Raw genomic sequence first — 25036 nt, 5'->3', positions numbered from 1 at the left:
CGTTCCATCCACTCGGGATGCCACTGGACACCGAGCACCGCGGCCCCCGGCAGCTCGACCGCTTCGACGACGCCGTCGGCCGTGCGCCCCGTGACCACCAGGCCGGTCCCGCAGCGGTCGACCGCCTGGTGGTGCCACGAGTTGGTCACCGCGCCGGCACCGAACAGACCTTCCGCGATCGAGCCGGGCTCGAACGTCACCTTGTGGTCGTCGGCACCGTCGGTGAGCGGGGGCGAACTCGACTGATGCCCGACGGAGCCGGGCGGCAGGTCCGCGATCAGCGTGCCGCCCAGAGCGACGTTCAGGACCTGCAGGCCCCGGCACACCCCGAGCACCGGGATATGTCTGGCGAGTGCGGCACGCACGAGCGCGATCTCGTACTCGTCCCGCTCGGGGTCGTGGATCATCGGATTATCCCGTGGATCCACGTCACGGACCACCGACAGATCCCCACCCCAGTACGCGGGATGAACATCCTGGCCTCCGGTGATGACCACACCCGCCAGCCAATGGCAGAGTGCCTCCGGGTCGGCATCGTAGGGCAGGTTCACCGGAATCCCTCCGGCCCTGGCGATCCGGTCCGAGAAGTCGGACATGAAGGTGTCAGTGAGCAGGTGACCGTAGCGCTTGTCCAGCCCGTCGATCAGCCCCAGCCGGACCCGTCGGCCGGTGATGCCGATCATCGGCCGGATCGCGCCCGGCGTCGCGTTCCCCGCGCTCACGGGAACTCGAAGTATCGCGCCGACTCCCATTCGGAGAGCTCGGCGAACGGATCACCGCCTGCGGTGTGGAACTGCATCCACTCCCAGCGCCGGGTACCGACCCAGTAGTCGACGAACTCGTCGCCGAGCTGCTCGCGCAGGATCAGGTCGGTCTCCAGCGCGGCGGCCGCCTTGGTGATGGTGTTCGGCAGCCGCTCGAGGTCGGGCACACACCACGCCAGGTCGCTGACCGGCTCGGGTGGCTCGATTTCGCCGTCGAGGCCGGCGATCACACCGGCGAGAATGGCCGCGACCGCGAGGTACAGGTTCGCGTCGGCGCCGGGAACGCGGTATTCGAGGCGGGAGTACGCCGGGTGACCGCACACTGCGCGCACCGCGGTGCTCTTGTTGGCGATGCCCCAGGTAATCGTCGTCGGCGGGCCGCTCAAGTCGACCAGGCGGCGGTACGAGGTGATCTGCGGGAGCATGACCGATGCCGCCCCGCGCATGGTCGCGAGCAGTCCGCCGACCGCGTGCCGCATCGTGGGCGACGGCCCGTCCTCGGCGTAGAAGGCGTTGACCCCGTCGCGCTGCAGAGACAGGTTGACGTGCGAGGCCTGGCCGTAGCCCGCGGTCGGCTTGGCCATGAAGGTGACGGTGTGACCGCGCTCGAAGGCCACCTCGCGCATCACTTGCCGGGCGCGAGCCCAGTTGTCGCAGACCGAGATCGGGTCGCCGGGAACCAGGTTGAGTTCGACCTGACCCGCCGCGTCCTCGTCGCTCCACGCTTCCCACTCGATGCCGATCTCGTCGAGGCGACGGGCGACCGCCGACATGTAGTCGATCCAGTCCTTCGACTTCGCGAGGTGGTACGCGGTTCCGGCTGAACCGCCGAGTGGGGTCAGGTCGCGATATCCCTTTTCCCGGGCCTCGTGGATGGACTCCTCGAACAGAGTCGCCTCGATCTCGACCGCAACGGTTGCCGTGAAACCGCGCGTGGCGAGTCGGTCGACCAACTTTCGGGCGAGGTTGCGCGGACAGGTCCCGATGGGGCTGCCGTCGGCCTGCCAGTAATCACCGATCACGGACTGCTGACCCGGCTCCCACTGCACCAGCGTCGACATGTCAGGCCGGAACTGCACGTCGGACACGTGCCCACGCCACTCGGGGAAGGCGAAGCCGAAGGTCGGGGCGTTGCCCAGGTCGAGGCCGAACAGGAGGTCGGCCATCGCGAAGCCCGAGCCCGCGCTCGCGGCGAACTTCTTGGGTGCCAGATTCTTGCCGAGGAAGCTGCCGTCGTGGTTGGTGGACTCGAGCCGGACCGTGTGCACGGGGGTCTCGAGCTCTGTTGCGGTGTAGGTGGTTTCAGACATCGTAACGAACCTTCCAGGATGCGGCGACCAGCACCGACAGCTGAGAGAACGTGCCGCGCACGCCGATCAGACCGGTGGACAGGGCGGCGATCAGGTCGTCGGCGCCCGAGAAGATGCCGGCCAGCAGCTCCGGTGGCCCGGCGATCACATAGTGGGTCTCGCCCTCGCCGACGACGTGCTGATCCAGCCCCTCGGGGCCCTCCGTGATCGCGACGAGCATGTCGGGGATCCCCGGCACCGACCGGGCCGCGGCCCAGAACGAATCCGCGGCGACCTTCCAGCCCGGCAGCGGCGGCGCCAGCAGTGCCAGCGCCGCGGCAGCGAGATCGTCGTCGCCTGCGACAACAGGCTCACCGACCAGGGCGAACCGGCCGTTCAAGTCGACGGTCAACGTGAGGTCGGGCTCGACGAACACACCGCTCGATACCGCGACGACACCGTCAGAGATGCTGATCGTCGCAGCCTGCGGGGTGTCGTGCGAGCGGACGGCCACAGTGCCTGCCACCGTCGCCACGACGGAGTCCGCACCGTTTGCGCGGACGGAATCGGCGATGGTCCGACCGATCAGCCGGACGATCGGACTCGCATCGTCCTCGATCCGAATGTCGAGCCCACCGACCGCGTCAGCCCCGCGTGTCGCGTGGCCGATCGTCGTTTCGGTCATCCTTCTGTCCTTTCGATTCGACGAGATCGTGTGCGCGGTACACCCGTCAGCAGCGGATCCCAATGGAAAACGTGTCACTGTCAAACGACTGGATCACGTGACTATGATGGTGAGGCACAGATCACTACTTGTCAACGACTTGCGAGGTTTCCCATTGAACGACGACGCTCCCACCTGGTGGAATCTGCTCGACGACCAGGCTCAGACCGTGGCCCAGATCATCACCCGCGTGCTGCAGAAACCCGTTCGTGAGCTGGGACCGGAACAGGCCCGAGCGCTCTTGAACACGGCATCGCCCGCCGAGCCGATCACGCCGCTGGACCATGTCGAACAACTGACCGTGCCGACCCGTGCGGGTTCGATCCGGGCTCGCCTGTACCGCGCGGACAGTGCCGGTGCGAAGGGCAACAGTCCTGCTCTGGTCTACCTGCATGGCGGAGGTTTCGTCCTGGGGACCCTGGACGGGGCCGACGAGCTGTGCCGCGCGATCGCCGCCGGATCCGGATGGACGGTCGTGTCACTGGACTACCGCCTGGCTCCCGAAAACCCCTACCCGGCCGCGTTGGAAGACTGCGTCGACGCGTACGCGTGGCTGAGCCGGACAGCATCGGAGTTCGGTATCGATCCGGGCTACATCGCCGTCGGGGGCGACTCCGCGGGCGGCAATCTCGCAGCCGCCCTGTGCCTGTACCGACGCGACGAGCACAGCACCCTCCCTGTGACGCAAGTACTCGCCTACCCCGCCGTCGACGAGACATTCACCGCGTCGTCGTGGTCGGAATTCGCCGACGCACCGATGCTGAGCGCCGCGGACGCCCGCTGGTTCTGGGAGCAATACGTCGGCGAGCACCACTCGGGCGGCGACCATCTCGCCGCACCGATGCGCGCCGAGTCGCTGCGCGGTCTGCCGCCTGCCCTGATCCTGACCGCGGAGGTCGACCCGATCAGGGACGACGCCGAGGCCTACGCGGCACAGTTGGGGCGCGACGGCGTACCCGTCTCGTTGATCAGGTATGCCGGCGTCTTCCACGGCTTTGTCACCGAGATCGGCGCGTTCGCTCAGGCCAAGCAAGCGATCGACGAGGTGTGCCTGCACCTGCGCGCGGTCCGAGACGGGGGTTAGTCGTCGACGACTGGGGCCGCGGTCACCCGACCGACAGCCAGCGGCACAACGCCAAGCGCCGCCGACGGCTGATATTCAAGTCTCGCAGCGCGCCGAACACCACGCATGGACCCAGTCGCGACCTCTGGACCAGCCGGTTCGGTTTGTCGCGAGCTCGGGGGCCCGCCCCGCGACGACCATCCACTAACGGCCCGCGCGGCGGTCGCCGATCCGGTCCGCCAGCCACGCCGCCCGCAGCACCGGGTTGTGCAGGTACAGCGAACGGGGGAAGTGGTTCTCCGACTGCCACCACGGCATTATGTCCGGGTGGATTTCGTCGGTGGTGAGGCGATCGGCGAGGAGGCTACCGAGGTAGGGTGCCTGGCCGAGCCCGTGACCGTTGCAACCGATCGCGTAGTAGACGTTCTTCGACGCCTTACCGGCCACGGGCGCCCGCGAGGACGTCATGGCGATCCAGCCACCCCAGGTCTTGGTCACGGGCACATCACGCAGCGACGGGAACCGCGCACGGAAGGCATCGGTGAGGTCGGCCACCACTACGGGATCGGAGATGCGGTCGGAAATCGGGTTCTTCCCGATCTGCAGCCGACGCACCCCGACGGCGATCGTGTTGGTCGGGGTGACGTGATAGCTCTCCATTACGTTGTGCTTGGTCGCCAAGCCCGAACGGCTCGTCCAGCCGGTCGCCTCGATACGCTCGCGCTCGACCGGTGCGGTCTCGATCATGTTGACCCACACCGGCCGCGACAGCCGCTGCGGCGTGATCGCGAGTTCGGGCGCCCACGCATTGTTGGCCAGCACCACCTTCTTCGCGCGCACCCGGCCGAGCGGGGTAGTCACCGTTGCGCCGGAACCGATGTCGTCCACCGACTGTGCGGGCGATTGCTCGAATACCCGCACCCCCGATTCCAGCAGGGCCGCCCGGAGACCGAGGGTGAACATGCCGGGGTTCATCGTGCCGCCGGCGGGGGTCAGCAGGCCGCCGAGGAAGGTGTCGGGCAGGCCGAGTTCGTGCTGGTCCCCGAATTGCAGTGTCGCACCGGCGTCGGACAGCGCTTGCGCGTCGCGTAGCGCCTTGCGCATCTGCCCCTTGGTGACTGCCGCCCCGACATTGCCGACCGCTTCGTAGTCGCACTCGATACCGAGCTGTTTGATCAGGTCCTCCGCGAACTGCACCGACGACCCGGCGAACCGGACCAGGTCACGCAGCAGCTGCGGGTTTACCTTCGCCAGGATCTGGGGCTCACCGGTCGGTTTGGCCGAGATCTGTCCGGCATTGCGCGAACTCGCCCCATAGCCGCAAAAATCCGATTCGAGCAGGACGACATCGACGCCCCGCTCGGCCAGTCGCAGCGCGGTCGCCATGCCGCCGAGACCGCCGCCGACTACGGCGACGTCACAGCTGATCGTGGCGTCCAGTGGTGCGGTGAGGTCGGTGGGCCGGTCGACCCAGCCGGTGAAAGTGGTGTATCTGGTGTCGGCGTCTTCGGCCGGTAGCGAACTCCCGTTCATGATGCACTCCTTGTGTTTCGGATGGAACCTAGAGACCCATGCCTTTGGCGATGATCGAGCGCATGACTTCGCTGGTGCCGCCGCGACTGTCGGCGTAGAGCGGGCAATCGTGGTGTGTGCCGTCGGCCGAGCGTGTTCGGTGATGTACGGCAGGCACAGATGTGCACTGGCGATCCACCGAACGTGACTCCGGCCCTGGCCATCTCCTTGGCTACTCTGCGATAGAAGTCCCTCGGCACGATGCCTGCGACGAGCCACTCGCCGAAGACCGGCACGACCTCGGCGTCGATGAAGGCGCGGGCGGTCTTTCGAAGGCTTCGTGGTCGTCGTAGTTCGCGCGGCGCACAGCGCCCACGCCTTACCTTGTTGGTTCAGATACCGAGTTGCATGGGGGTGTGCTGGCCGCCCGGCAGCGCCCCGAGCGCGCCGACGGCGTGCACGATGCGTGCGGCGGTACCCGGGTAGGGATCGAGTGCCGGGGTGATCCTCAGGGTGCACTCGGAGCCGTCGCCGCCGATCGCGGTGACCGTCAACGAGCGCTCGTAGCCCTCGAAAGACCCCTTGGGCAGTCCCTTCCATGCGATGCGGACGCGTTCGCGACCGTCGTGGACCACCATCGCGGCCTCGTCGAAACCCACCCTGTCGCCCGGGCTGATCTGGATGCCCGCCACCTCGGTGGCGGCGTCGGCTGTGACGTATCCGCCGTACACCTTCGACTCGTACCCGGTGAGGCCGAGGACATCGGCGATCATCTCCGCGGATTCGTGCAGCACCCCGCCCACAGGACCGGGTTGACCGTCTGCGAGTGTGCCGAGGCCCATCTCGTCGGCAAGGACGCCTCGGCCCCACGCGGTGATGTCGGAGCAGGATTCGCCGATGATCGAGACCGGCGCGGGCAGCGCACTGCTCAGCAGCGCAGGCAGCACGTCGAGCCAGAATCCAGGCAGCATGCCGGTGCCGACGATGCGCGCGCCGGTTCCCTCGGCGCGCGTCTGCAACCGCGAGTACATCTCGGGATCGAGCTTGACCCGGGGATGGACGAAGCAGGCGTGTACGAGGTCGACACCGGCATCGGCGCACAGTTCCATCGCCCGGTGCAGGACTTCGCCTTTCAGGCCGGCGTAGGCCAGGACGTCGAAGTCGCCGGAGCGGATCGCGCCCTCGAGGTCGGTGGTCGCCGTGATCCCGGTGGCTCGACCCCCGGTGAGTGTGCCGATGTCCTGGCCGGCCTGCTCGTCGAAGAAGACGATGGCGGTGGTCAGCGTGTGCGGGCTCGCCTCGATGGCGCCGACGAGCTGGGCGGCGGCGCGTCCGGTTCCGTAGAGTCCGACCCGGCGTGACTGCGTCGAATTCATTACCGCTCCTCAGTCGTTGGCATAGGCGACGACGCGGACTTCACACAGCAGCTCCGGGCGGGCGAGGTGTGTGACTCCGATGCCGGTCCAGCAGGGATACGGTTCCTTGATGTATTCGTCCTTGACCCGGCCGAAAGTTTCACCGTCACGGGCCATATCGGTGTGATAGGTGAGCAGTTCGAGAATGTTGTCCATCGAGGACCCGGCCGCTTCGAGGGCCTGCTTGACGCCGTCGAACGCGAACCGGGCCTGGGCCTCGATGCCGTCGGCGGGCGCCGAGGTGGCCGGGTCGATCCCGACCTGACCGGACACCCAGATCAGGTCACCGACGCGGGTGGCCGTCGAGAAATGCAGGTCATTGTGGTAACGCTCTGCACGCGGTCCGGGATTGAAGTTCTGACGCTTCGACATCGGGAAAGGTCTCCTGTTCTGGGATGGATTAGACGAGCTGCTGGAACACCGGCGAGCGGAACGCGTCGCCGGCGTTCAGCTTCGCCATCTCGTCGGTGAACAGCACCCCGTTGCGCGCGTAGCGCGGGTTCGACTTCGGCAGTTCGCGGAACGTCGCGTCGTCACCGAAGAATCGCAGCACCAGGGTGTGGCGATCGGGGCACTCGGCGTCGACGGCGGCGCCGCCGTGCAGCGAGCGGGGGTGCAGGAACACCACGTCGCCGGGGTTGACTTCGAACGAGACGAGATCCCAGGAGCTCGGGTCCTTTTCCAGGTCCTTGTCGATCCACGGCAGCCGCGGCAGCGATCCGTCGCCGTACAGCGGTTCGGTGGGATCGTCGGCGTTGGCGAAGCTGGCACCGTCGTACTCGATGCCCTTCCAGCTGCCACGCACGATTTCCAGCGAGTTCTTCTTGGGGACATGCTGGAACGAGATCCAGGCGTTGCCCCAGTCCGGGCCCGCCCACGGCAGATTCGAGGTGTCCTGATGAAAAGGGCCGCGACCGCTCGCGCCGTTCTCCTTCACGAACACCTCTTCGGCGTAGTACCAGACGTGCTCGGAGTCCCACAGCTCGGCGAAGAATTCGCCGAACGGAAGCCTGGTCATCAATTCGTCGAGCCGTTCCTTGGCGGCCGGGTTGGCGTTGTCGATGTGGGTTTGCAGGCTCGTGCCGTCGAGACGACGGAAGACGAACGGGCCCGGGTTGGCCACATTCCACTTGAAGACCTCGTACAGCTCCGCGAGCTGTTCCGGGTTGAGGAAGTTGCGGACAACGGTAGCGCCGTCTTCCCAGAAGGCCTTCTTGACGGATTCGTCGATCATGGGGGTCTCCTAATTTCCTAGTGGGTGACGCAGACCACGCTAACCGCTAGGCAATATTTGCACAACAGTCGTTTTGTAAATGGCCTACGGGGTGAAAATCGTCCCGGCCCGCCCACTGTCGAAGGCGCTGACACCTCGAGCGGATACAGCGCGTGCTCCACGCAGACGACCTCCGTGGGCGGGCGCGATCACCTCAACCAGATCGGCGCGGGGCCCGCCAGGCCATCTCGGCGTCGTCGGCCACCAGACACCTTGCAGCCCAGGGCGCCACGGCCGACATCGCGCACAATCTATGCAGCCGATGGGTGATCGGCCGGGACCGAAGCGACGGCTCACAGCTGACATCGGCTCCGGTGCCCGCGAGTTCGACCTCGCCCGAACCCGACACCCACACATTTACGGTGTTACGGCGCCGAACCGAGAGAAGGGCTGAGGTCGCCAATTCCTCGGTGAGTCGCACGATCACCGCCGTGCCGTCGGACAAGATTTCGGTGAACTCCCCCAGACAGCAGAAAGAACGGGTCGGCGATGGCAGTCATTGTTCGGCCCCACATCGTGGCGACCGAATCAGAATCCCTGGTGCGCAGATCACTGCGGTAAACCAGGACGGTTTGCACAACTATGTCGTCAGAAATTTCAGGGCCCGTGAGCTGGCGCTATTTCGCGAGTGAGCGCCGCCTTCTCCTCACCGGTCAGTGGGCGGCCGACCGCCTGGTCCTGATCCCAGGCGACGATCACGCTGACAGCTTCGACCACCACCGTGCCCGAATTGGTCGTCAGTCGCTCGTGCAGCCGGATGCTCGACGAGCCGACATGCTCCACCGCGAACGAGCCGCAGAGCACCCGTTCGCCAAGTGAGGCGGGGGCCCGGAAGTCCAGCTCGAGCCGGGCGACGACATACCCCCAGTCTGGAACCAGGGAGCCGACGACGCTGTCGAGCCAGCGGCCGCGGCCATCGTCGAGGATTGCCACCAGGGCCATGTGCGAGACGTGCCGATAGGCATCGACGTCGTTCCAACGCAACGGAATTCCGATGACCTGCGATATGTCCATCCACCTCACCTGCTCACTTTCTCAGGGTCCGCCCGCCGACCAGCTCATGACGGGCCGGCCTCCGCGGCCGGCAACTCGGAGTTTACATAACCACTGTTGCGTTAATCATGGTGAGTCGATAATGTGGCGTGCGTCACCCGAAGAGCAGAGGGCCGGAGCCCCGGCGAGGGAGACCGTTCCGCTCGCAGGCGTCCCCCACGTGTCGACGCCTCCATCCCCATCACACCGCGACGGTGTGATCGACATCAGTGAGCACACCTTGACACAGCAGCCCACCACTTCCGACCGTGTCAGCCCACCCCTGTACGGGCCCGAAATCGTCGCCCGACTGGACCGGCTCCCGGTATTGAAACCACACATCCTGTGGATTGCCCTCATCGCGATCAATCTGATGATCGAGTATTACGACAACGGGCTTTTCATCTACATCGCACCGGCACTGCAATCCGACGCGGATCTCACCACCGGCCAGATCGGCACCATCGGCAGCGCTTTCTTCGTCGGCATGCTCGTCGGCGCGCTCATCGGCGGGCGACTGGCCGACCGGTTCGGACGCCGCACGGTGCTGGTGTGGGCGACAGTGGTCTACTCCCTCGCCTCACTGATGTCGGCGGCAATGCCCGAATACTCCTGGCTCCTGGTCTCCCGGATCATCACCGGCATAGGTGTGCAGGCAGCGACCTCGGTCTTGCTCGTGTACATCGCCGAGATGTTCCCGTCGAAATCGCGGGGACGCTTCGTCGCCATCGCCACGATCGCCTTCACTCTCACTGCCCCCATCCTCGGCGCCCTGTCGCTGTACATGCTGCCCAACAGCGCGCCGGGAACCTGGCGCTACCTGTTCCTCTTCGGCACAATCGGCTTGCTCATCGCCCCCGCCGTCCGTCTGTTGCTCCCGGAATCGGTGCGCTGGCAGGTCGGCCAAGGAGATCTCGACGCCGCCGACAAGCAGGTCGCCGACCTCGAAGGCAGGGCCCGGCACGCGGGTAAACCGCTGCCGGAGCCCGTCGTACGCATCGAAACCGGCACCCAATACACCCTGCGCGAACTGGTGCGAAACAAGAAAATGCTCCGGCTGGTCGCCGTCGTCGGCTTCGGTTGGTTCGGCGCCACGCTCGGGCTCTACATGTATCAGAATTGGTCGGTCTATGTGCTAATCGATTCGCTGCAATACTCCGAGACCGACGCCTACACACTCCAGTTCGTCTGGTCGCTCGTGTATGCGCTCACTCCACTAGTCACCGTGTTGCTGATCGACCGGATGGAGCGTAAAACGCTCATTCTCTGGTCGTCGGCGGCTTCGGCGCTCCCGATCCTGGCGCTCGGCCTCGCTACCAGCAATGTCGTGGTCGCCATCGCGGGCGGCGCCGCGGGCATTCTCACCGGGGTCGTGTTTTCCGTCTATTACGCCTACATTCCCGAAACAATGCCCACCGAGGCCCGAGGTCTGGGCACCGGCGTCATTTTCAGTCTCGGCCGACTGGGTGGCGTTCTCTCGGGCGTGCTCGGCGCCGCCATCTACAGCGCAGACGAATGGGGTCTCGACCGGTCGGGCCTGATGATCAGCGCAGCCGCGGTGTACATCGTGTCCGCGATCACGGTGTTCGGGTTCGGCCCGAAGACGGCCAACAAGTCGTTGGAAGAAGTCTCGGCGCGCGAGTTGCGACCTGCCGACTGACCACAGTCGCGTACGAGCGGGCCGCCCGGTCTGGAAAGGCCCGGCGGCCCGTTGTCGCCAGGAACCGAAACCACGTTGGAAGGCTGCTCGGCACCGTGCAGATGCCTGCGGGTCGATCCGGGGCGGCGTCGATGTGATGATGGGACCATGCTGACGCAGACGAACGACCCGGGTGGTGCCGAACACACGGCACGCCCGATGCGAGGACCCGGGCGCCCGGTAGGCGATCACGAGGAGAAGAGGGCGGAGCTGCTCAGAGCGGCAACCAGCGTCATCGCCGAGCAGGGGTTCGCGAGAGCGTCGCTTCGAAAAGTCGCCGAACGCGCTGGATATACGACGGGGGCGGTGACCTACTATTTCGCCAACAAGAGCGACCTCGTCCACGCGCTCGCGGAAAGCCGCTTCGACCGGTACGACACACTGCTCGATGCCGTCGCACCGGAGGCAGACATTCGTGGATTGCTGCAGCAATGGCTGGAAATGTCGGTCGGGGAACCGGAATTCTCCCATGTGATGTCGCAACTGCTGGCCAATACGCAATTCGACGCGAAATTGCGGGAGACCATCGCTCGGCGATACGCGAGTTATCGTGCGCGCTTCGCCGACGTTGTCCGGGAAGGCCAGCGGCGCGGCACGATCCGCGATGACGTATCCGCGGTGATCCTCGTCGATCAAATCGGGGCGATGGGTGACGGGTTGGCGATCATCGCCCCCCTCGAGCCCCACAACTTCGGCGCAGACAAGATCGAGCTGATACTCGATGGGGTGATCCGGCTCATCTCTCCGCCGTAGCGGCGATGAGCCGGAGCGAATTCAGCCTCGGCGCAGTTCGTGCTCGAGGACCTTGCCGGTGGCGCCGTTCGGGAGCTCGGCAACCAGTGGAACGTACAGGGAGACTTGTAGCGGCCGGTACTGATTGGCGTACTCGGTCAGCGCCTGCACGTCGGACGGCGCTGCCGGACTTCAGCATCACGAAGGGCTCGACCCTTGTCAAGGTTGTACCTCACCGACCGTGTCGGCGCCAACCCTTCCCTGCCGCAGCACTGTTGACGCCTTCTGCGCCGCCGAGTCGCGACGCGGCCGGAGGCCGTCTCGGCCACGGGACCACGGCAACTCTCCGGCTACCGCGATGCGCTAGAAATAGGACGTGAACTCAGAGCAGGTATTCGGTGGGGAACCGCAGCGGGTGGGCAGTTTTCGCTTCTTCTTGGACGGGCAGCGTTGGGAATGGTCCGATGCCGTCGCCCGGATGCACGGGTACCAGCCCGGTGAGATCGTCCCGACCACCGAGCTGCTGCTCTCCCACAAACACCCCGAGGACCACCCGAATGTCGCGCGGCTACTGGACCGGATGATCAATGCCGCCGAACCGTTCAGCAGCAAACACCGCATTCTCGACACCACCGGCAAGATCCACCAGGTCGTCGTAGTCGGCGACCGGTTGCGCGACGACACCGGTGCCGTGGTCGGCACAACCGGGTTCTACATCGACCTCACCGACTCCTACCGCGACGAAGTGAAGGAGTCGGTCGACGAAGCTGTCGCCGAACTCGAACAGTCACGGGCGGTAATCGAGCAGGCCAAGGGAGCGCTGATGCTGGTCTACGGTATCTCCGCCGACCGGGCGTTCGACATCCTCATCTGGCGCTCCCAGCAGACCAACACCCGGCTACGCATCCTCGCCGAACAGATCGTCGCCGGATTCGGCCAGTGCGAATCCGGCGCGAGTCTGCGCACCCAGTTCGACCACCTATTGCTCACCGCCCACGAAGGAGCCCCGCGCCCGGTGTAAGTGACGGCCCCGGGTCGGGGTCGTCACCCCGCAGAACCGGGACCGGAATGTCCGGATCAAGCACACGGACGTCAGGCGCAGTGTCGTATCAGCCGCCAGCCGCGGTGGGCGGCCGCGTAACCGGCGGCCGCGCCGAGGCACGCACTGATAATCAGGCCGGCCACCAGGAACGGGATGGGGTCCACCGATTCCATGCGCCCGGCGCCAGACCCGACGTACCCCGTGGTGAAGCGCACCGGGTACGACAACCACCAGGCGAACAAGCTGGTACACACCAGGCCCGCGCCGAGTCCGAGGGCCGTTCCGATCAATATCAATGTCCGCACAAGATCAACTTCGCGATCACCAGCTGTGCTGTTACCGCGGCGCCGGCCCGAGTGCCGTGGTAACACCCTCGGCACGGCATATTCCGTCCCACCTGCCCGGAATCGCCGGTCGAGGTGCTCCGAAAGCGATCTGCAGAGCAAAAAATGTCCTCAGCTGGCGTTTTGCCGAGACGCTGCGAACACTGACGGTGAGGCACTCACTCCACTCCCCCGCCGGCACTGCGCCCACCAGAACGATCTGCAGCAACCACCCGTTCGCATGGAGTGCGCGTGCCCGCAGCAGCGGAATCAGGTGTGATTAGTAGCCCCTGATTACCGCCCAGTCAGTTCGTGGAGGTACCCAGGCCCGCACCGTTGCTCGCCATAGGTGAACACCCCCCCATCCCATTCGTGGCTACCGGAGGACAGCGGGGCGGCCTCGTCGAGGAACCCGCGAGCGAACGCGATGACCTTGTATCCGAGCACCTTGTTGTACAAGGTGCCCTTCTCGGCGCCGCCCTCGTCGGAGATGGCGTCGGTGCTGTACAACGCGTCGTACAGCGAAACCCATCGAGCGTTGGAGGCATTGATCGCGAAGCGTGCATTGAGCACGGGAACCACCAACTGGGCCCGCCGTCATGATGACCTCGGTGTCGACGCCCGAGGTCGTGAGGGAAGTCGGCAGGCTCGTCGCATGTAACCGATCTCCTTCAAGAACGCCTTGTAGGTGGCGCGGTCGTAGTCGGGAACGGCATGCTCGCCGTGCCAGGCGTCGGCCTTGCCCTGCGATCTCGTCACGCACCGCCGGGAGCGCCTTGTTCTTCGGTGCCAGATCGGTCATCACCGTTTCGACGCCACCCCAGAACTGATCGGGAATCGACACCGGGACCCGGGAGCGCCTCGTTCTGCACGAAGTCGTACAGCACCTTGGCAACCTGAAGACCACCAACACTCTTGCGATCGGTCATGGTCTGTTCGGTCCCATACTTTGTCATCAGCTCGAACAGGCGCGTGCTTGCTCAGTCAACGGACTGCAACTTTCCCGAAAGTAAAAGCCCGTCGATGATGCCGCCACACGAGCCGTGACTGGGCTCGTCGGTTGCTACTCRGGGGATTCCCAGCGCCACCACATCCGGCGACCCCGTCCGTCGGGTTATTGACGACAGGAGCATGAATTAAATTAGGTGTGGCGACCGCAGCCCTTGTCGTCAAGGACCACTTGATGAAGTCCGTTGAACTTGGTCTCCCTGTTCTTGTTCAGCTCGACGAGGATGCCTGCAACGGTTACTTCACATCGCACCAATCGAGTGCAGTGAGCGCCAAACTCTTGGTTGCGGAGATGATTTCGTCTACGTCACAGTATTCGTTCGGCTTGTGAGCGTTTGCCAGATGGCCCGGCCCATAATTCACAACCGGGATGTCTGTTCGCGCAATCCATGTCGCATCGCAGGCGGCGGGGAAAGCTTCGACTATTGCTGTGCTGCCGGTCCCTTGTTCGTGAGCGTTACCGAGAGTGCGGACGATTTCGTGATCATCTCGGGTGTTGAAGCCCGGAAACTCGACCAGCCACTCGTAGGTGGGTGGGTGCTCCGCCAACCAAGGGTCCAAGGAGACCGACCGATTGACGAAACTCTCGATCTCGAGCTTCACTGCGTCGGAGTCGTCCTCCGGTGGATACCACACGATGAAATCGATCTCACAGTACTCAGCAAAGACAAATGGAATGTCGATGTCTTTCCCGCGTCCGTGAATCGTTCCGGGCATGACGACGAAATGTCCCGGCTTGAACAGTGGGCGTTGCTTGCTCAGCCCCCATTGCTCTTCGATCCCGTATAGCGCTTGCAGAACCAAGTAGCCTTTGTCAATCGCGTTCACGCCCGCCTGCGCACCGGCCCCGCCGGCCCGTACCAGCTCGCGGCGAAGCCCTGGATGCCCGGCGAGTCCCTCGACTCGAACTCGACCCCACAACAAGCTCGCAGCAGTTGGATTGATCGTCAGCGGGGAATCGAAACTAGCGGATGGCTCGACGACTATCGCCGCGTCCGCAATGTATCCATTCTGCAGCACGCAACCTGTCCCGACTTCATGCTCGCCCAATTCTTCACCTGCCACGGAATGAACGACCAGGTCGCCGGCAAGCTCGATACCTGACGTTCGGATCGCTTCGATCGCACTGAAGGCAGCGACAATCCCGCTCTTCATGTCGCTTGCCCCTCGGCCGTGTATTCGGCCGGAGACTTCGCTCGCGACGAAGGGGTCACCTGTCCATGTATCGAGATTCCCCGCCGGCACGACGTCGATGTGGCCGTTGAGCAACAGCGACCGACCTGTGCCACCGCCCTTCACGACACCAGCGAGGTTCTCGCGTTTTTCTTGGCTCTTGACGAGTTGGGAGCTGTCGAAGAGATAGCCGAATCTGTCGCGGAGTAAGAGGTTCGCCTCGGATTCCTGACCGAGATAGTCTTCGGACCTGACGCCAGGATAGTTCGGATTCACACTGGGCACCTCGACCAGACGTTTCACGTCGTCGATTATTCGTTGACGCGAGTCCTCGATCGCGGCGAGTACACGCCGAACTGCATGTTCTGTCATGCCCGCGTCCTTTCGAATTGATGTGATCATGAGAGCCATTGGCTGAGTGGAGCCTGACCCGGTTGGTCCACGAAACCATCGATCTGCAGTCATCGGGGTGGCCTTGCCGCTTGTCCAGAAGCGATCAGCCTCGGATCCGCTCGCACTCTCCATGCCATTCGCGGTCGCGTAACTCGTTCTTGCGAATCTTTCCGGTCGAGGTCTTCGGTAGCTCGGGTAGGAACACGATTTCTCGTGGCGCCTTGAACGCCGCGATGTGGTCCCGTACGAACTGCGTCAGGTCGGAGTCGGAGACGGTGGAATCCGTCTTCAGAACCACGAACGCTTTGGGTCGTTCTCCCCATTTCGTGTCCGGAACGCCGATCACCGCGACGTCCAACACCGATGGGTGGGACATGAGAACTTGCTCGACCTCGATTGTCGAGATGTTCTCACCGCCGGATATGACGATGTCTTTGGCGCGGTCCATGAGCTGTGTGTAGCCATCTGGGTGCATGACTCCCAGGTCGCCGGAATGGAACCAGCCCCCGGAGAAGGCCTCCGCGGTGGCCGAATCGTCGCCGAAGTACCCTTTCATGACTATGTTTCCGCGCATGACGATCTCGCCCATCTCGGTACCGTTGCTGGCGACGTCGACGAGTTCGCCATGCGGACCGCGTTGGGTGCGGACTACCCGCACTGGGCCGGAGGCGAGCATTCCCACTCCCTGACGCGCCAGCAGCCTCGCCAGTGTGTCCTCATCGAGCGCGGCCCAGTCCGCCTGAGGTTCGCAGACTGCACACGGTCCGTACGTCTCGGTCAGGCCGTACACATGCACGATTTCGGCTCCGAGTGCTCTGACCGCCCGGATTGTGGTTGGGCTGGGTGGAGCTCCTGCTGTAGTGATGGTCATGCTCCGGTCGAGCGGATGCGCTGCATCGGCAGCGGCGAGCGTCGTGAGAACCGTCGGTGCACCACTCATGTGGTCGATCTTTTCGCTGTCGATGAGTGACCACATCGCGTCACCGCGAACCGCACGGATGCATACGTGAGTTCCAGATGCGGCAGTGACTGCCCAGGGGCCGCACCAGCCGTTGCAGTGGAACATCGGCAGTGTCCACAGGTATTTGGTGTCGATGTCGAAGTGCTGATGGTGAATCTGACTGAGAGAGTTGAGGTACGCGCCGCGATGGGTGTACATCACCCCCTTCGGGCGACCGGTGGTGCCGGACGTATAATTGATCGAGATGGTTCGGGTCTCGTCGTCGACCTCCCAGGGCAAAGGCTCTTCCGACCCGCGTGCCATGAGTGCGTCATAGGTGAGGTGTGACTGCCCGGTGTCCAGGTAGCTACCGTCCTGCTGCGGTAGTTGTACCGTCTCCCGAACTGTCAGTAGCGACGCATCATGCAGTTGTTCGAGCAAGACGGGTTCGCCGAGCAGAAGGACAGCCTCAGAGTGGTTACATATGTACTCGATCTCCGGTGGCGACAATCGCGTGTTAATTGCGACCAGTGCCGCGCCGATAAGAGGGACTGCATAGTGGGCCGCCAATAGCTCAGCCGAGTTGGTTGCCAGATAGGCAACTCGGTCACCGGATCCGACTCCTGACTGGCGAAGACCGTGCGCAAGGCGTGTGACAGTGGATGCGAGGTCGGAATACGATATGCGCCGCTCCCCGTCTACGACCGCGGTCTTGTTCGGATGTACCTGGGCCGAGCGCTCAAGGAATTTCAAAGGCGTTATCGGTGTGTCCAGTCCTGTCACGAAAGCTCCTTCGATTTGAAACGGTTTGGTCATTGTCGTTGCGACTCAGCGTGCGCAGTCGATCGCCGTTCGCTGGTCAACGCCCGTGTGCACGCTCCCAAGGCTTCTGAATGTCCATGCGTGGCGTCTCACACGTGCCCGACGCGTGGGGCTGTCCGCGCGTAACATTGATCGACAAAGCGCACCGATTTCTTGAATCCACCTCGGGAAGGAAGATGTTGGACTTGCCCCAACTAAAGATGTTTCGGTAATTGAGTGAGTACCGATCATAGGGAAAGCCCGGTGTGGTCGAGGAAGCTGTGGCACAGGTCGTAGTTGGCGCCGATCCGGGTCAGGCCGGTCTCGGTCGCGATGCGCACCTCGTCGAGGATGTCGGGGCAGAGGTTGGCGAGTTCGGTGGATTTCATGTTGCCCCAGACTTGTTCGATGGGGTTGAGCTCAGGCGCATACGCAGGGAGTCGTTCGACGTGGAGCCAGTCGCGCTGGGTGGCCAGCCACGCGGTCATCGCCTTGGATCGGTGGGCCATGAGCCCGTCCCAGATCAGGATGAGCTTCTCCCCGGCGAAGTGGGCGCGTAGCTCGGTGAGGAACTCGATGAGCTTGTCGGTGTTGTAGGCGCCGTCGGTCATGGAGAACACGAACGCGCTCCGGCTGCGATCGGGCCGATACGCCAGCACTCCGGCCATGGACATTCGCTTCCAGGAAAATCGGTGATGCAGAACCGGTGTCACGCCTTTGGGCGCCCAGGTTGCACGGACCACCGGGAGCAGCGACACACCACTTTCGTCCTGGAAGCAGATCCACGCACCTCGGCGCCGCGCTATTTTTTTATCCGCGGCCACTCGTTCTCGCGCCAGGCGACGATGGCGTCCTCGTCGCGTTCGACTGCCCGACGTGCGGGCCGCTGCCGGCTCCACCCGAGCCGGGTCCGCAGGATCGTCCACGTCTGGGTGGGCCCGTAGGTCACGCCGGTGAGCCGCTCGATCACGATCGCGACCCGGCCCAGGGTCCACACCCCGGTCGCGAAGCCATGCGCCTGGGGTCCTTTGAGCAGTTCCTCTCGGATCGCCTCGATCTGGGCGTCATCGAGCCGGGGTCGGCGTCCAGCGCGACCGGCACCTTCCAACGCCTCGTTGCCCCCTTCGATCCACTGTCGATGCCAGCGTGAGGCGGTCTGCTGGGAGACCTCCAACTCGACCGCGACATCGACCTGTCGTCGTCCTGCGGCAAACATCTCCGCCGCCCGCATCCGCCGGTCACGCAACGCCTCGAGATCACGGCGACCGCCGCGCTGCTTGACTTTCCGGGCATCTGAACTCTCGCCCGAACCGGTATCCTTCCCTGCCATTCATCAATGATCAAGCAGCACGGTGCGAATCACGCGCAACGACACACCCTATTACTGAAACATCTTTAATATGCTGACAACCTTGCGCTGGCGGTACCTACGCAATCCATGATGTGTCATCCAGCGCTACTGCAGACTGGCTATTTTAGTATGTCCAGCAGCCGCCGACTGGGAGTGCTTACGAGCGGATCTGCGCGCGCGTTCGTTGGAAAGCGCGCCAGGTCATAGCGCGAGTACTGGGGTCATCGGTAAAACCGGGCTTCAATCGATGAATTGCCTGGTTGTGTGGGGCGGATTTCACAATATTGGGATTCGAATATGCCTCATCCGAAATCTGGGCGAGTACCGCGATCCATCGATCCAAGGACTCTTTGCCGTACATCTCGCCGGCCTCTGGTGTGAAGGGCTCAGGAATTAGCCACGGTTCATGGCTGGTCCACATCGCGTCGATCCCGAAGTCAGTCATACGGTTCTGCACATCGTGCACGTCGACGCCGGTGTCTTCCTTGAGGGTCTGCATGCTGTATCGCGTCATTTCGAGGCGGGGGCTCGTACTCTCAGGGTGAGACCGAGTGACGCCTCGGATTGCGAGTAGTCCTTTTTCCATGTAATTGTTTCCCAATACAGAAATGTCGGACGCTTGGGCGATACCCTCAGCGCCCATTGCTCGCACCCATGCGTACGCTTTGAGGATGACAGGCACGTTGCCCCAGAATTCGCGTATTTTTCCGACACTGTCGGGGCGGTCGTGATCGAGGTGGTAACGCTCACCGTCGAAGGTGACAAGCGGAGCGGGTAAGAACGGGGCGAGCTCAGCCGAACACCCGTAGGCGCCAGTAGCGGGTCCTCCGACGCCGCTCTTAGGTGCGCCGAAGGTTTTGTGAAGCATGAACATACATGCATCAAAGCCGATTTCACGGGGTCGTATCTTCGACATCATGCCATTGAAGTTGGCGCTGTCGTAGAAACAGAGGCCGCCCGCCTCGTGGACTATCTCCACCCACTCCTTCATCTCCGGGTTGTAGACGCCCATGTCATCGGGATTACCGACCATCAAGGCCGCGGTCCGATTCGACACAGCAGCCTTGAGCGCGTCGAGGGATGGGTAGCCGTTCTCGTCGAGCATCAACGTAATCACCTTGAACCCCGCGGCAGCAGCTGTCGCGGCGTTGCAAGGGTGAGTTTGAATAGTCGTGATGACTTCGTTTCGTTGTTCCAGCTCACCCCGGGAGGCATGGTAGGCGCGGGTCACCGAGGCGTTGACGAAAGCAGCTTCCGCCCCACCACCAGCTTGAAACACGAACTGGTCCATTCCGGAAAGCTCACGCAGAATGAGATCCATCCCGTGCACTATTTCCAGTGTTCCCTGCAGCGTGTCCTCGTGCTGCAGCGGATGTACTTCGGTGACTTCCGGCCGCCACGCAAGTGCTTCGTTGACCTGCGGATTGTATTTCATCGTGCAGGTTCCGAAAAGACTGATACCCATCATTCCCAGCGTTTGTTGTGACAAGCGCAGGTAGTGGTACAGCACCTCGGGCTCGGACATCTCGGGCAACCTGGGACGGTCGCATCGGCGCACGGCGGTGGGGATAAGGTCGAACGCTGCGCCAACCCGTGCTTCGATGTCGTCCTCGGCGTGAGAGAACACTGCACCTCGACGGCCCGGGTAGCCCATCTCCATGATGATCGGTTCGTTCCAAACCGGGGCCTGGATTTCGTTTACCCTAGTGCTCATTTGCAGTCACCTCTCTGAGAGCGTCCACCAGGCGGTCAATATCAGCTTTTGTATGGATCTCGGTGACACAATAGAGTGCACTGGCACCTAACTCAGGGAAGTCCCTCGTCAGGTCTTTCCCGCCGAAGATCCCGATATTCAATAATGCATCGTTGATCTCTTCGACGGTCTTACCTGTGTTATCGAAGTTGATGACGAACTCTTTGAAGAAACCCGATGGAAAGGCAACTCGGACCCCATCGATCTCCGACAACAACTGTGCCGCATAGTGCGCGCGCTGCAGGATCAACCCCCCGACGTCCTCGAACCCTTGAGGCCCCATCAACGCCATGTATGTGGTTGCAGCGATGGCCCACATGTACACCGAATGGCCGGTCCAGTCATTTCCCTTGTCTCGCAAACCATAAGACGATTGCTCGAAAAGACTGAGACCGAATCCGTATTCCCCAGGCTTGGCCGTTTCGGCAATACTGATGAACAAGGTGGGATACTGATGAGCGTAGCGATCCTCGTCGCGTGAGGCTATGAAACCGCCGACTCCCCCGCCGGTGTGCATATGGATGCCAAGCGGCTGGATCGTTCCGACAACGAGGTCCGCGCCGAAATCTACTGGCGATGAAAGAATCCCGAGCGAAATGGGATCGACACCGACGATGGTTTCCGCACCTACGGCACGCGCAATGGCCGCGATCTCGGCCCCTTGCTGCTCTATTACGCCAAGATACGATGGCGTTTCGAAGTACACCGCCGCTGTGTGCTCACCTACCGCTGCCCGAAGATCGTCCAGGTCGATCAGCCCGCTGGCAGGATCATAGTCGATCAGCCGGACTGCGATGTGGCTCTCCATCTCTGTTGGCTCACAATAGTTGCGGATCACGGACAACCGCTCGGGATCGATCGCGCGGACAACCGCGACCTCCGTGCGCTGTGTAATGCGGGCAGCCATTCGTAGGGCATGGCCCGCGGCGGAACCCCAACTTCGGACGGGAAGACCCACCAGGTCGAGTTTCAGCAGCTCGCCCAGCTGGCTGCAGAACTCAAACCATGCCTGATTACGGCCGTGATCCGAGCTGGGCTCGCCAAAGACTGAGGTAAGCCATTCGTTTCGGCGAACCACCTCGTCGCACGCTGCGGGCACATGGTGTTGCCACAGGCCGGCTCCGAGGAAGTTCAAGTTCTGCTCGCACGTGCGGTTCTTCGCGAGGGTGTTCACGAGATGCCGTCGGAGTTCGGCTTCACCGAGGGTCGGCGGCAGATCGAGTTTCCGAGTAGTGCGGTGGTCGGTGGGAATTTGCTGGAAGAGTTCGGCGATGGTGGGGACGCCTATTGCGTCGAGCATCTCCTGCTGAAGCGCGGGCACCGAATTTGCCATGTACGGATGCGCTGTGCTGTTACTCATTGATGCCTCCTTATGCCTTTTATGGTTGACGTTTTTCATGAGGCGACTTTATGAATCACACTGTGATCATTGCCAGTTTGAACATGGATATAACCGGTAAGCCTCTCGTCCAATTCGAGATCGCCGGTATCGACACGGAGCGGCGCATTGCCGAGCGCAATCAGCTTCTCGATAGACGAGAAAACCATAATGTGATCGAGCCCAGCTTCGCGAATTACTCTTGGACTGATTTGCTGGTTTCCGCGCCCGAAGAGGCTGCCTTGGCCACCGAGAACGCCGACGACTATTCGAGTCTCTCGACCACTCATCAGTCGAAGTAAAGTACTTTCATCGACGTCGGTTCCGACCATTTTGCCGTCGAGAACGGCATCGACGCCCAACAGGGTCGAGTGCAGCTTCAAAGCACTGGCTATGCGTTGTGTAGTCGTTCCCGGGCCAAGGATATATAGGCAGTTGGGCCGCATCCCTCGCGCCAGCTGGTGAGCGGCGGCGTCCAGATCTTGTTCGCTCCCCGGCCGCGAGCCGGACTTTGCGTTCTGGACGAGATGACGCTCGAAAGGGCTGCGCGCGTAGCCGTAGAGGCGCGCGGACATCGTGTCGTTGCGGATCGCTGCCTCGTCGAGATCCATAATCTCTGCCTCGCGTAACCTGGCCACAGGATTTCGGGACAAGTACAGACCGGCTAGACGGCCAGCGTTCGCTGGGTTCGTGCCGAACAGTGCCGAGTGCATCTTCACACCGGCGGGCACTCCGACCATGGGGACACGATCCCCTACTGACGAAAATATGTCTCGTGCAGTGCCATCGCCGCCGACGAACAGAATCAGGTCAACCGGCCGAGCGGCCATGATGGCTGCAGTCGCTCGAGTATCGGCAGCGGTTGAGCAACCATCCGCCAATTCGTACACCGCTTCCGGCGTCAGACCTGCTGCGCGCGCCGAACATTCGCCCATCTCGGCAGGACCGGTGAGGAGTCGGAAAGAAGCTGTGGTAGCAGCGAGCTGTGTCAACGCGAGGCTGGCTCGAGCCTGCGAGGTGGGCCGRGCGCCACGCGATTGCGCTTCGCGGAGTATGTCGGCTCCATCGGTGCCTTTAAGGCCGACGGCGCCGCCCATCCCTGCCACGGGATTGACGATCAGTCCTAGTGTGGGCAGCGTCGCGTCGTCATCCTGTGTGGAGGTCTCGTGCACGTCTATCTCCTATCCGGCGCGGGCAGGCCGCAATCGACTGCTGCGGTGCGAATCGGCGAGCGGTGAGAACGGTAGTTGCTCGATTGCATGGAGTGGGTTGGTGCCGGTCGGCCAATTAGAGAACCAGTTCACCCGGGCCCTTGTATTCCTGAATCATGTTTCCACCATCGATGGTGATGAGTTGACCCGTCACGTACGAAGACTCTTCCGATGCGAGAAAGCCAACGAGAGCACCAATTTCACGGGGTTCACCGCTTCGCCTGAGTGGGGTGTTTTCGCCACCGATATGCATTCCGGGCGTCAACGCTGCGGTGTTGACGTATCCGGGCGCGATCGCGTTCGCTGTGATTCCGAACTGGCCGTTCTCCAGTGCGATGGACTTGGTGAGACCGACAACACCCGCTTTGGCTGCCGCGTAGGCGCCCAACCCAGCGATCGCGCCGACAGGACCGGTCACAGAGGAGAAGTTGACGATGCGGCCGTACCTCGTTTCAATCATGTGCGGTAAAACAGCCCGCACACAATTGAATTGAGTGGTGAGGTTAATGGCGAGAGTGCGCTCCCATGATTCGATCGAAGTCGTGGCAAGTATCGGTACCTCGAAATCGACATCGTCACCCTTCTTTGCCCGCGCTGCGATTCCTGCCAGATTCACCAGGCCGTCGATGACGCCGGCGTCTTTCACTACCTGGTCGATCAGGTCGACGACATCCGAGTGATTCGTCAGATCCACGGTGTGGGATCGGACGTCGAACCCCTCCCGCTCTAGATCATCTCGTCGCTCGTGGACCTGCTCGGAGATGTCCACCAGAGTCAGCAATGCACCTTTCTGCGCCAGCACCCGGGCGCTCCCGAAGCCGATGCCCTGAGGATCGGCGACCCCCGTGATGACGATACTTCTGTTCTCTAACTGGCCGGCCATGGTGTTTCTCTTTCTGTAGAACGGCGCCACTCACCAAGCGGCGAGCTGAAGACGGCATGCAAGCGCGAGTGTGCGAGGAGAGTCTCAGAGGTTGCTGTGTGGTTCCCCGGCCGCAAGACCCTTCGAGAGGTCCACATCACATCTGTTGTCGCCTCTGATTCTGCCGAAGTTTTACCGACGAGAGAAACAACGAGTCCATTCAGATTTACGCACTTCTGTTGTGGATTGTTTGATCGGATGTCCGTGGGGCAGGTCTCGCACATTTCAACTGGACGTCCAGTGCGGGAGCTGTCGTGACCCCCACCGTTGAGTGAGGGTGGCCTCGGTCGCCAAGTCGATATCGAAGTAACGAGGTCGATTTCCCTACGGTGCACAGCGCATCGGAAATAGTCGTCTCCTAGCACCGCGAGTTGGGACGGTACGGAACGAGACGATCGATCTGTGTCTCATACGCACTTTGGCGCGTCGGTTGGCGTGGAAGTGAGACGCTGCGACCCGATTGCTTGCCGCAACATCGGCGGATCGTCGAGGTCTGGTGAGGTTGTGTGGTTTTGCGACAATCTTGTGGGCGGACGGCATTAGCCGTCTGCGACTCGGACACCAAGACTGTCTATTAGTTGCGGAGCAAGGACGGGGTTGACGTCGACTGCCCGGATCTCTGCGCGCGGTTTGGGGCTCTAGCAAGTCGAGAATCCCAGGACAGGGCACTAAGAGCTTGTCTCATGTGGAGAGTCTCTTGAAGCAGGTGAGTGCGGCGGCGAGATGGAGGAATCCGGCGAAGTGTTCGCCGTGGCGTTCCTAGCGGATGGTCAGGCGACGGTAACCAGTGAGCCAGGCGATGGTCCGTTCGATCTTCCACCTGTATCGGCCGAGCCGATCGTTCCTGTCGATCCCGCGTCAGGCGATGCGCGGGACGATGCCTTGGGCGCGCAGCCACCGACGGTGGACGTCGTAGTCGTAGCCCTTGTCGGCGCGGAGTCTTCCGGGCCTACGGCGGCGCGGACCACGCCGGGACTTCACCGGAGGGATCGCGCCGACCATCGGTTGCAGCAGGGTGCTGTCGTGGGTATTCGCTCCGGAAACGTCGACGACCAGCGGGATTCCGTTCGAATCGGATAGGACGTGGATCCTCGATCCCTTCTTGCCTCGATCGACCGGACTGGGTCCGGTCAGCGAGCCCCTTTTTTCGCCCGGACGCTTGCCGCGTCCAGGATCGCTGCCGACCAGTCGAGTTCGCCGGCGCCGCCGAGCCGGTCAAGCACCTCGCGATGCAGTTT

Annotated in this window: 22 protein-coding genes and 2 pseudogenes; 4 read left to right on the top strand and 20 right to left on the bottom strand. The window is 63.0% G+C overall.

Annotation, left to right across the window (positions count from 1 at the left end):
• The 3 genes from AC1DWT_RS38140 to AC1DWT_RS38130 all read right to left on the bottom strand — a co-directional run.
• Positions 1-722, bottom strand: a 722-nt coding sequence (locus AC1DWT_RS38140; RefSeq protein ID WP_477924589.1) for a gamma-glutamyl-gamma-aminobutyrate hydrolase family protein, incomplete at its 3' end; no start/stop codon positions are given.
• Positions 719-2074, bottom strand: a complete 1356-nt coding sequence (locus AC1DWT_RS38135; RefSeq protein ID WP_477924588.1) for a glutamine synthetase family protein — start codon at positions 2072-2074, stop codon at positions 719-721. The genes AC1DWT_RS38135 and AC1DWT_RS38140, both read right to left, overlap by 4 nt.
• A complete protein-coding gene (locus AC1DWT_RS38130; RefSeq protein WP_477924587.1) occupies positions 2067-2738 on the bottom strand; it encodes a hypothetical protein in 672 nt (223 codons plus the stop codon). The genes AC1DWT_RS38135 and AC1DWT_RS38130 overlap by 8 nt, the downstream gene beginning before the upstream one ends.
• Before the next feature lie 154 nt (positions 2739-2892).
• Between AC1DWT_RS38130 and AC1DWT_RS38125 the strand changes: the two genes are divergently transcribed.
• Complete coding sequence (locus AC1DWT_RS38125) at positions 2893-3861, top strand: alpha/beta hydrolase (protein ID WP_477924585.1); 969 nt, start codon at positions 2893-2895, stop codon at positions 3859-3861.
• 183 nt (positions 3862-4044) lie between these two features.
• Here AC1DWT_RS38125 and AC1DWT_RS38120 read toward each other — a convergent pair whose 3' ends face one another.
• The 5 genes from AC1DWT_RS38120 to AC1DWT_RS38100 all read right to left on the bottom strand — a co-directional run bounded on the left by AC1DWT_RS38120 (position 4045) and on the right by AC1DWT_RS38100 (position 9054).
• Positions 4045-5373, bottom strand: coding sequence for an NAD(P)/FAD-dependent oxidoreductase (locus AC1DWT_RS38120; protein WP_206016767.1), 1329 nt, complete (start codon positions 5371-5373; stop codon positions 4045-4047).
• Between the two features lie 371 nt (positions 5374-5744).
• Positions 5745-6728: a hypothetical protein gene (locus AC1DWT_RS38115; protein WP_477924583.1), complete on the bottom strand. Its 984-nt coding sequence runs from the start codon at positions 6726-6728 to the stop codon at positions 5745-5747.
• 9 nt (positions 6729-6737) lie between these two features.
• Entirely contained in the window at positions 6738-7139 is a 402-nt protein-coding gene (locus AC1DWT_RS38110; protein WP_005570157.1) for a RidA family protein, read from the bottom strand.
• Between the two features lie 28 nt (positions 7140-7167).
• Complete coding sequence (locus AC1DWT_RS38105) at positions 7168-8001, bottom strand: phytanoyl-CoA dioxygenase family protein (protein WP_477924582.1); 834 nt, start codon at positions 7999-8001, stop codon at positions 7168-7170.
• Positions 8002-8637: 636 nt separating this feature from the next.
• Positions 8638-9054, bottom strand: coding sequence for an acyl-CoA thioesterase (locus AC1DWT_RS38100; protein ID WP_477924580.1), 417 nt, complete (start codon positions 9052-9054; stop codon positions 8638-8640).
• On the opposite strand from AC1DWT_RS38100, the gene AC1DWT_RS38095 reads away from it, so the two are divergent.
• A complete protein-coding gene (locus AC1DWT_RS38095) occupies positions 9047-10732 on the top strand; it encodes an MFS transporter (RefSeq protein WP_477924578.1) in 1686 nt (561 codons plus the stop codon). The two genes, AC1DWT_RS38100 and AC1DWT_RS38095, sit on opposite strands and share 8 nt — an antisense overlap.
• 75 nt (positions 10733-10807) lie before the next feature.
• The gene (locus AC1DWT_RS38090; protein WP_477924577.1) at positions 10808-11524 is read left to right on the top strand and encodes a TetR/AcrR family transcriptional regulator; all 717 of its coding nucleotides are present in this window, start codon (positions 10808-10810) and stop codon (positions 11522-11524) included.
• Positions 11525-11545: 21 nt separating this feature from the next.
• On the opposite strand, the gene AC1DWT_RS38085 is transcribed toward AC1DWT_RS38090, so the two are convergent.
• Positions 11546-11674, bottom strand: coding sequence for a hypothetical protein (locus tag AC1DWT_RS38085; protein WP_477924575.1), 129 nt, complete (start codon positions 11672-11674; stop codon positions 11546-11548).
• 205 nt (positions 11675-11879) lie between these two features.
• Between AC1DWT_RS38085 and AC1DWT_RS38080 the strand changes: the two genes are divergently transcribed.
• Entirely contained in the window at positions 11880-12524 is a 645-nt protein-coding gene (locus tag AC1DWT_RS38080; RefSeq protein WP_477924573.1) for a PAS and ANTAR domain-containing protein, read from the top strand.
• Positions 12525-12595: 71 nt separating this feature from the next.
• On the opposite strand, the gene AC1DWT_RS38075 is transcribed toward AC1DWT_RS38080, so the two are convergent.
• From AC1DWT_RS38075 to AC1DWT_RS38025, 11 genes and pseudogenes are all read right to left on the bottom strand, one after another.
• Positions 12596-12850 carry a hypothetical protein gene (locus AC1DWT_RS38075; RefSeq protein WP_283331630.1) on the bottom strand — a complete coding sequence of 85 codons (255 nt, stop codon included), beginning with the start codon at positions 12848-12850 and terminating at the stop codon, positions 12596-12598.
• Between the two features lie 390 nt (positions 12851-13240).
• Positions 13241-13797, bottom strand: a pseudogene (locus AC1DWT_RS38070) (malate synthase G); the annotation flags it as partial.
• A gap of 316 nt (positions 13798-14113) precedes the next feature.
• Positions 14114-15421 carry an ArgE/DapE family deacylase gene (locus AC1DWT_RS38065; RefSeq protein WP_164063845.1) on the bottom strand — a complete coding sequence of 436 codons (1308 nt, stop codon included), beginning with the start codon at positions 15419-15421 and terminating at the stop codon, positions 14114-14116.
• Between the two features lie 124 nt (positions 15422-15545).
• A complete protein-coding gene (locus AC1DWT_RS38060; RefSeq protein ID WP_477924572.1) occupies positions 15546-17198 on the bottom strand; it encodes an AMP-binding protein in 1653 nt (550 codons plus the stop codon).
• A gap of 233 nt (positions 17199-17431) precedes the next feature.
• Positions 17432-18007 (bottom strand): IS630 family transposase, encoded by a 576-nt coding sequence (locus tag AC1DWT_RS38055; protein WP_477924570.1) that lies wholly within the window; start codon positions 18005-18007, stop codon positions 17432-17434.
• The gene (locus tag AC1DWT_RS38050; RefSeq protein ID WP_477924568.1) at positions 17986-18513 is read right to left on the bottom strand and encodes a winged helix-turn-helix domain-containing protein; all 528 of its coding nucleotides are present in this window, start codon (positions 18511-18513) and stop codon (positions 17986-17988) included. The genes AC1DWT_RS38055 and AC1DWT_RS38050 overlap by 22 nt, the downstream gene beginning before the upstream one ends.
• A 178-nt stretch (positions 18514-18691) precedes the next feature.
• Complete coding sequence (gene gcvPB, locus AC1DWT_RS38045; protein ID WP_477924566.1) at positions 18692-20248, bottom strand: aminomethyl-transferring glycine dehydrogenase subunit GcvPB; 1557 nt, start codon at positions 20246-20248, stop codon at positions 18692-18694.
• Positions 20238-21647: an aminomethyl-transferring glycine dehydrogenase subunit GcvPA gene (gene gcvPA, locus AC1DWT_RS38040; RefSeq protein WP_477924565.1), complete on the bottom strand. Its 1410-nt coding sequence runs from the start codon at positions 21645-21647 to the stop codon at positions 20238-20240. Before gcvPA ends, gcvPB begins: the two co-directional genes overlap by 11 nt.
• A 35-nt stretch (positions 21648-21682) precedes the next feature.
• Positions 21683-22837, bottom strand: coding sequence for an ATP-NAD kinase family protein (locus tag AC1DWT_RS38035; protein WP_477924563.1), 1155 nt, complete (start codon positions 22835-22837; stop codon positions 21683-21685).
• Between the two features lie 115 nt (positions 22838-22952).
• Positions 22953-23789, bottom strand: coding sequence for an SDR family NAD(P)-dependent oxidoreductase (locus AC1DWT_RS38030; RefSeq protein WP_477924561.1), 837 nt, complete (start codon positions 23787-23789; stop codon positions 22953-22955).
• An 807-nt stretch (positions 23790-24596) separates the two neighbouring features.
• Positions 24597-25036: pseudogene (locus tag AC1DWT_RS38025) on the bottom strand (transposase); the annotation flags it as partial.

The sequence above is a fragment of the Rhodococcus sp. P4_B6 genome (assembly GCF_056402215.1).
Note: the sequence above shows the minus strand (reverse complement) of the source record. Positions and strands in the feature narration are given on the sequence as shown.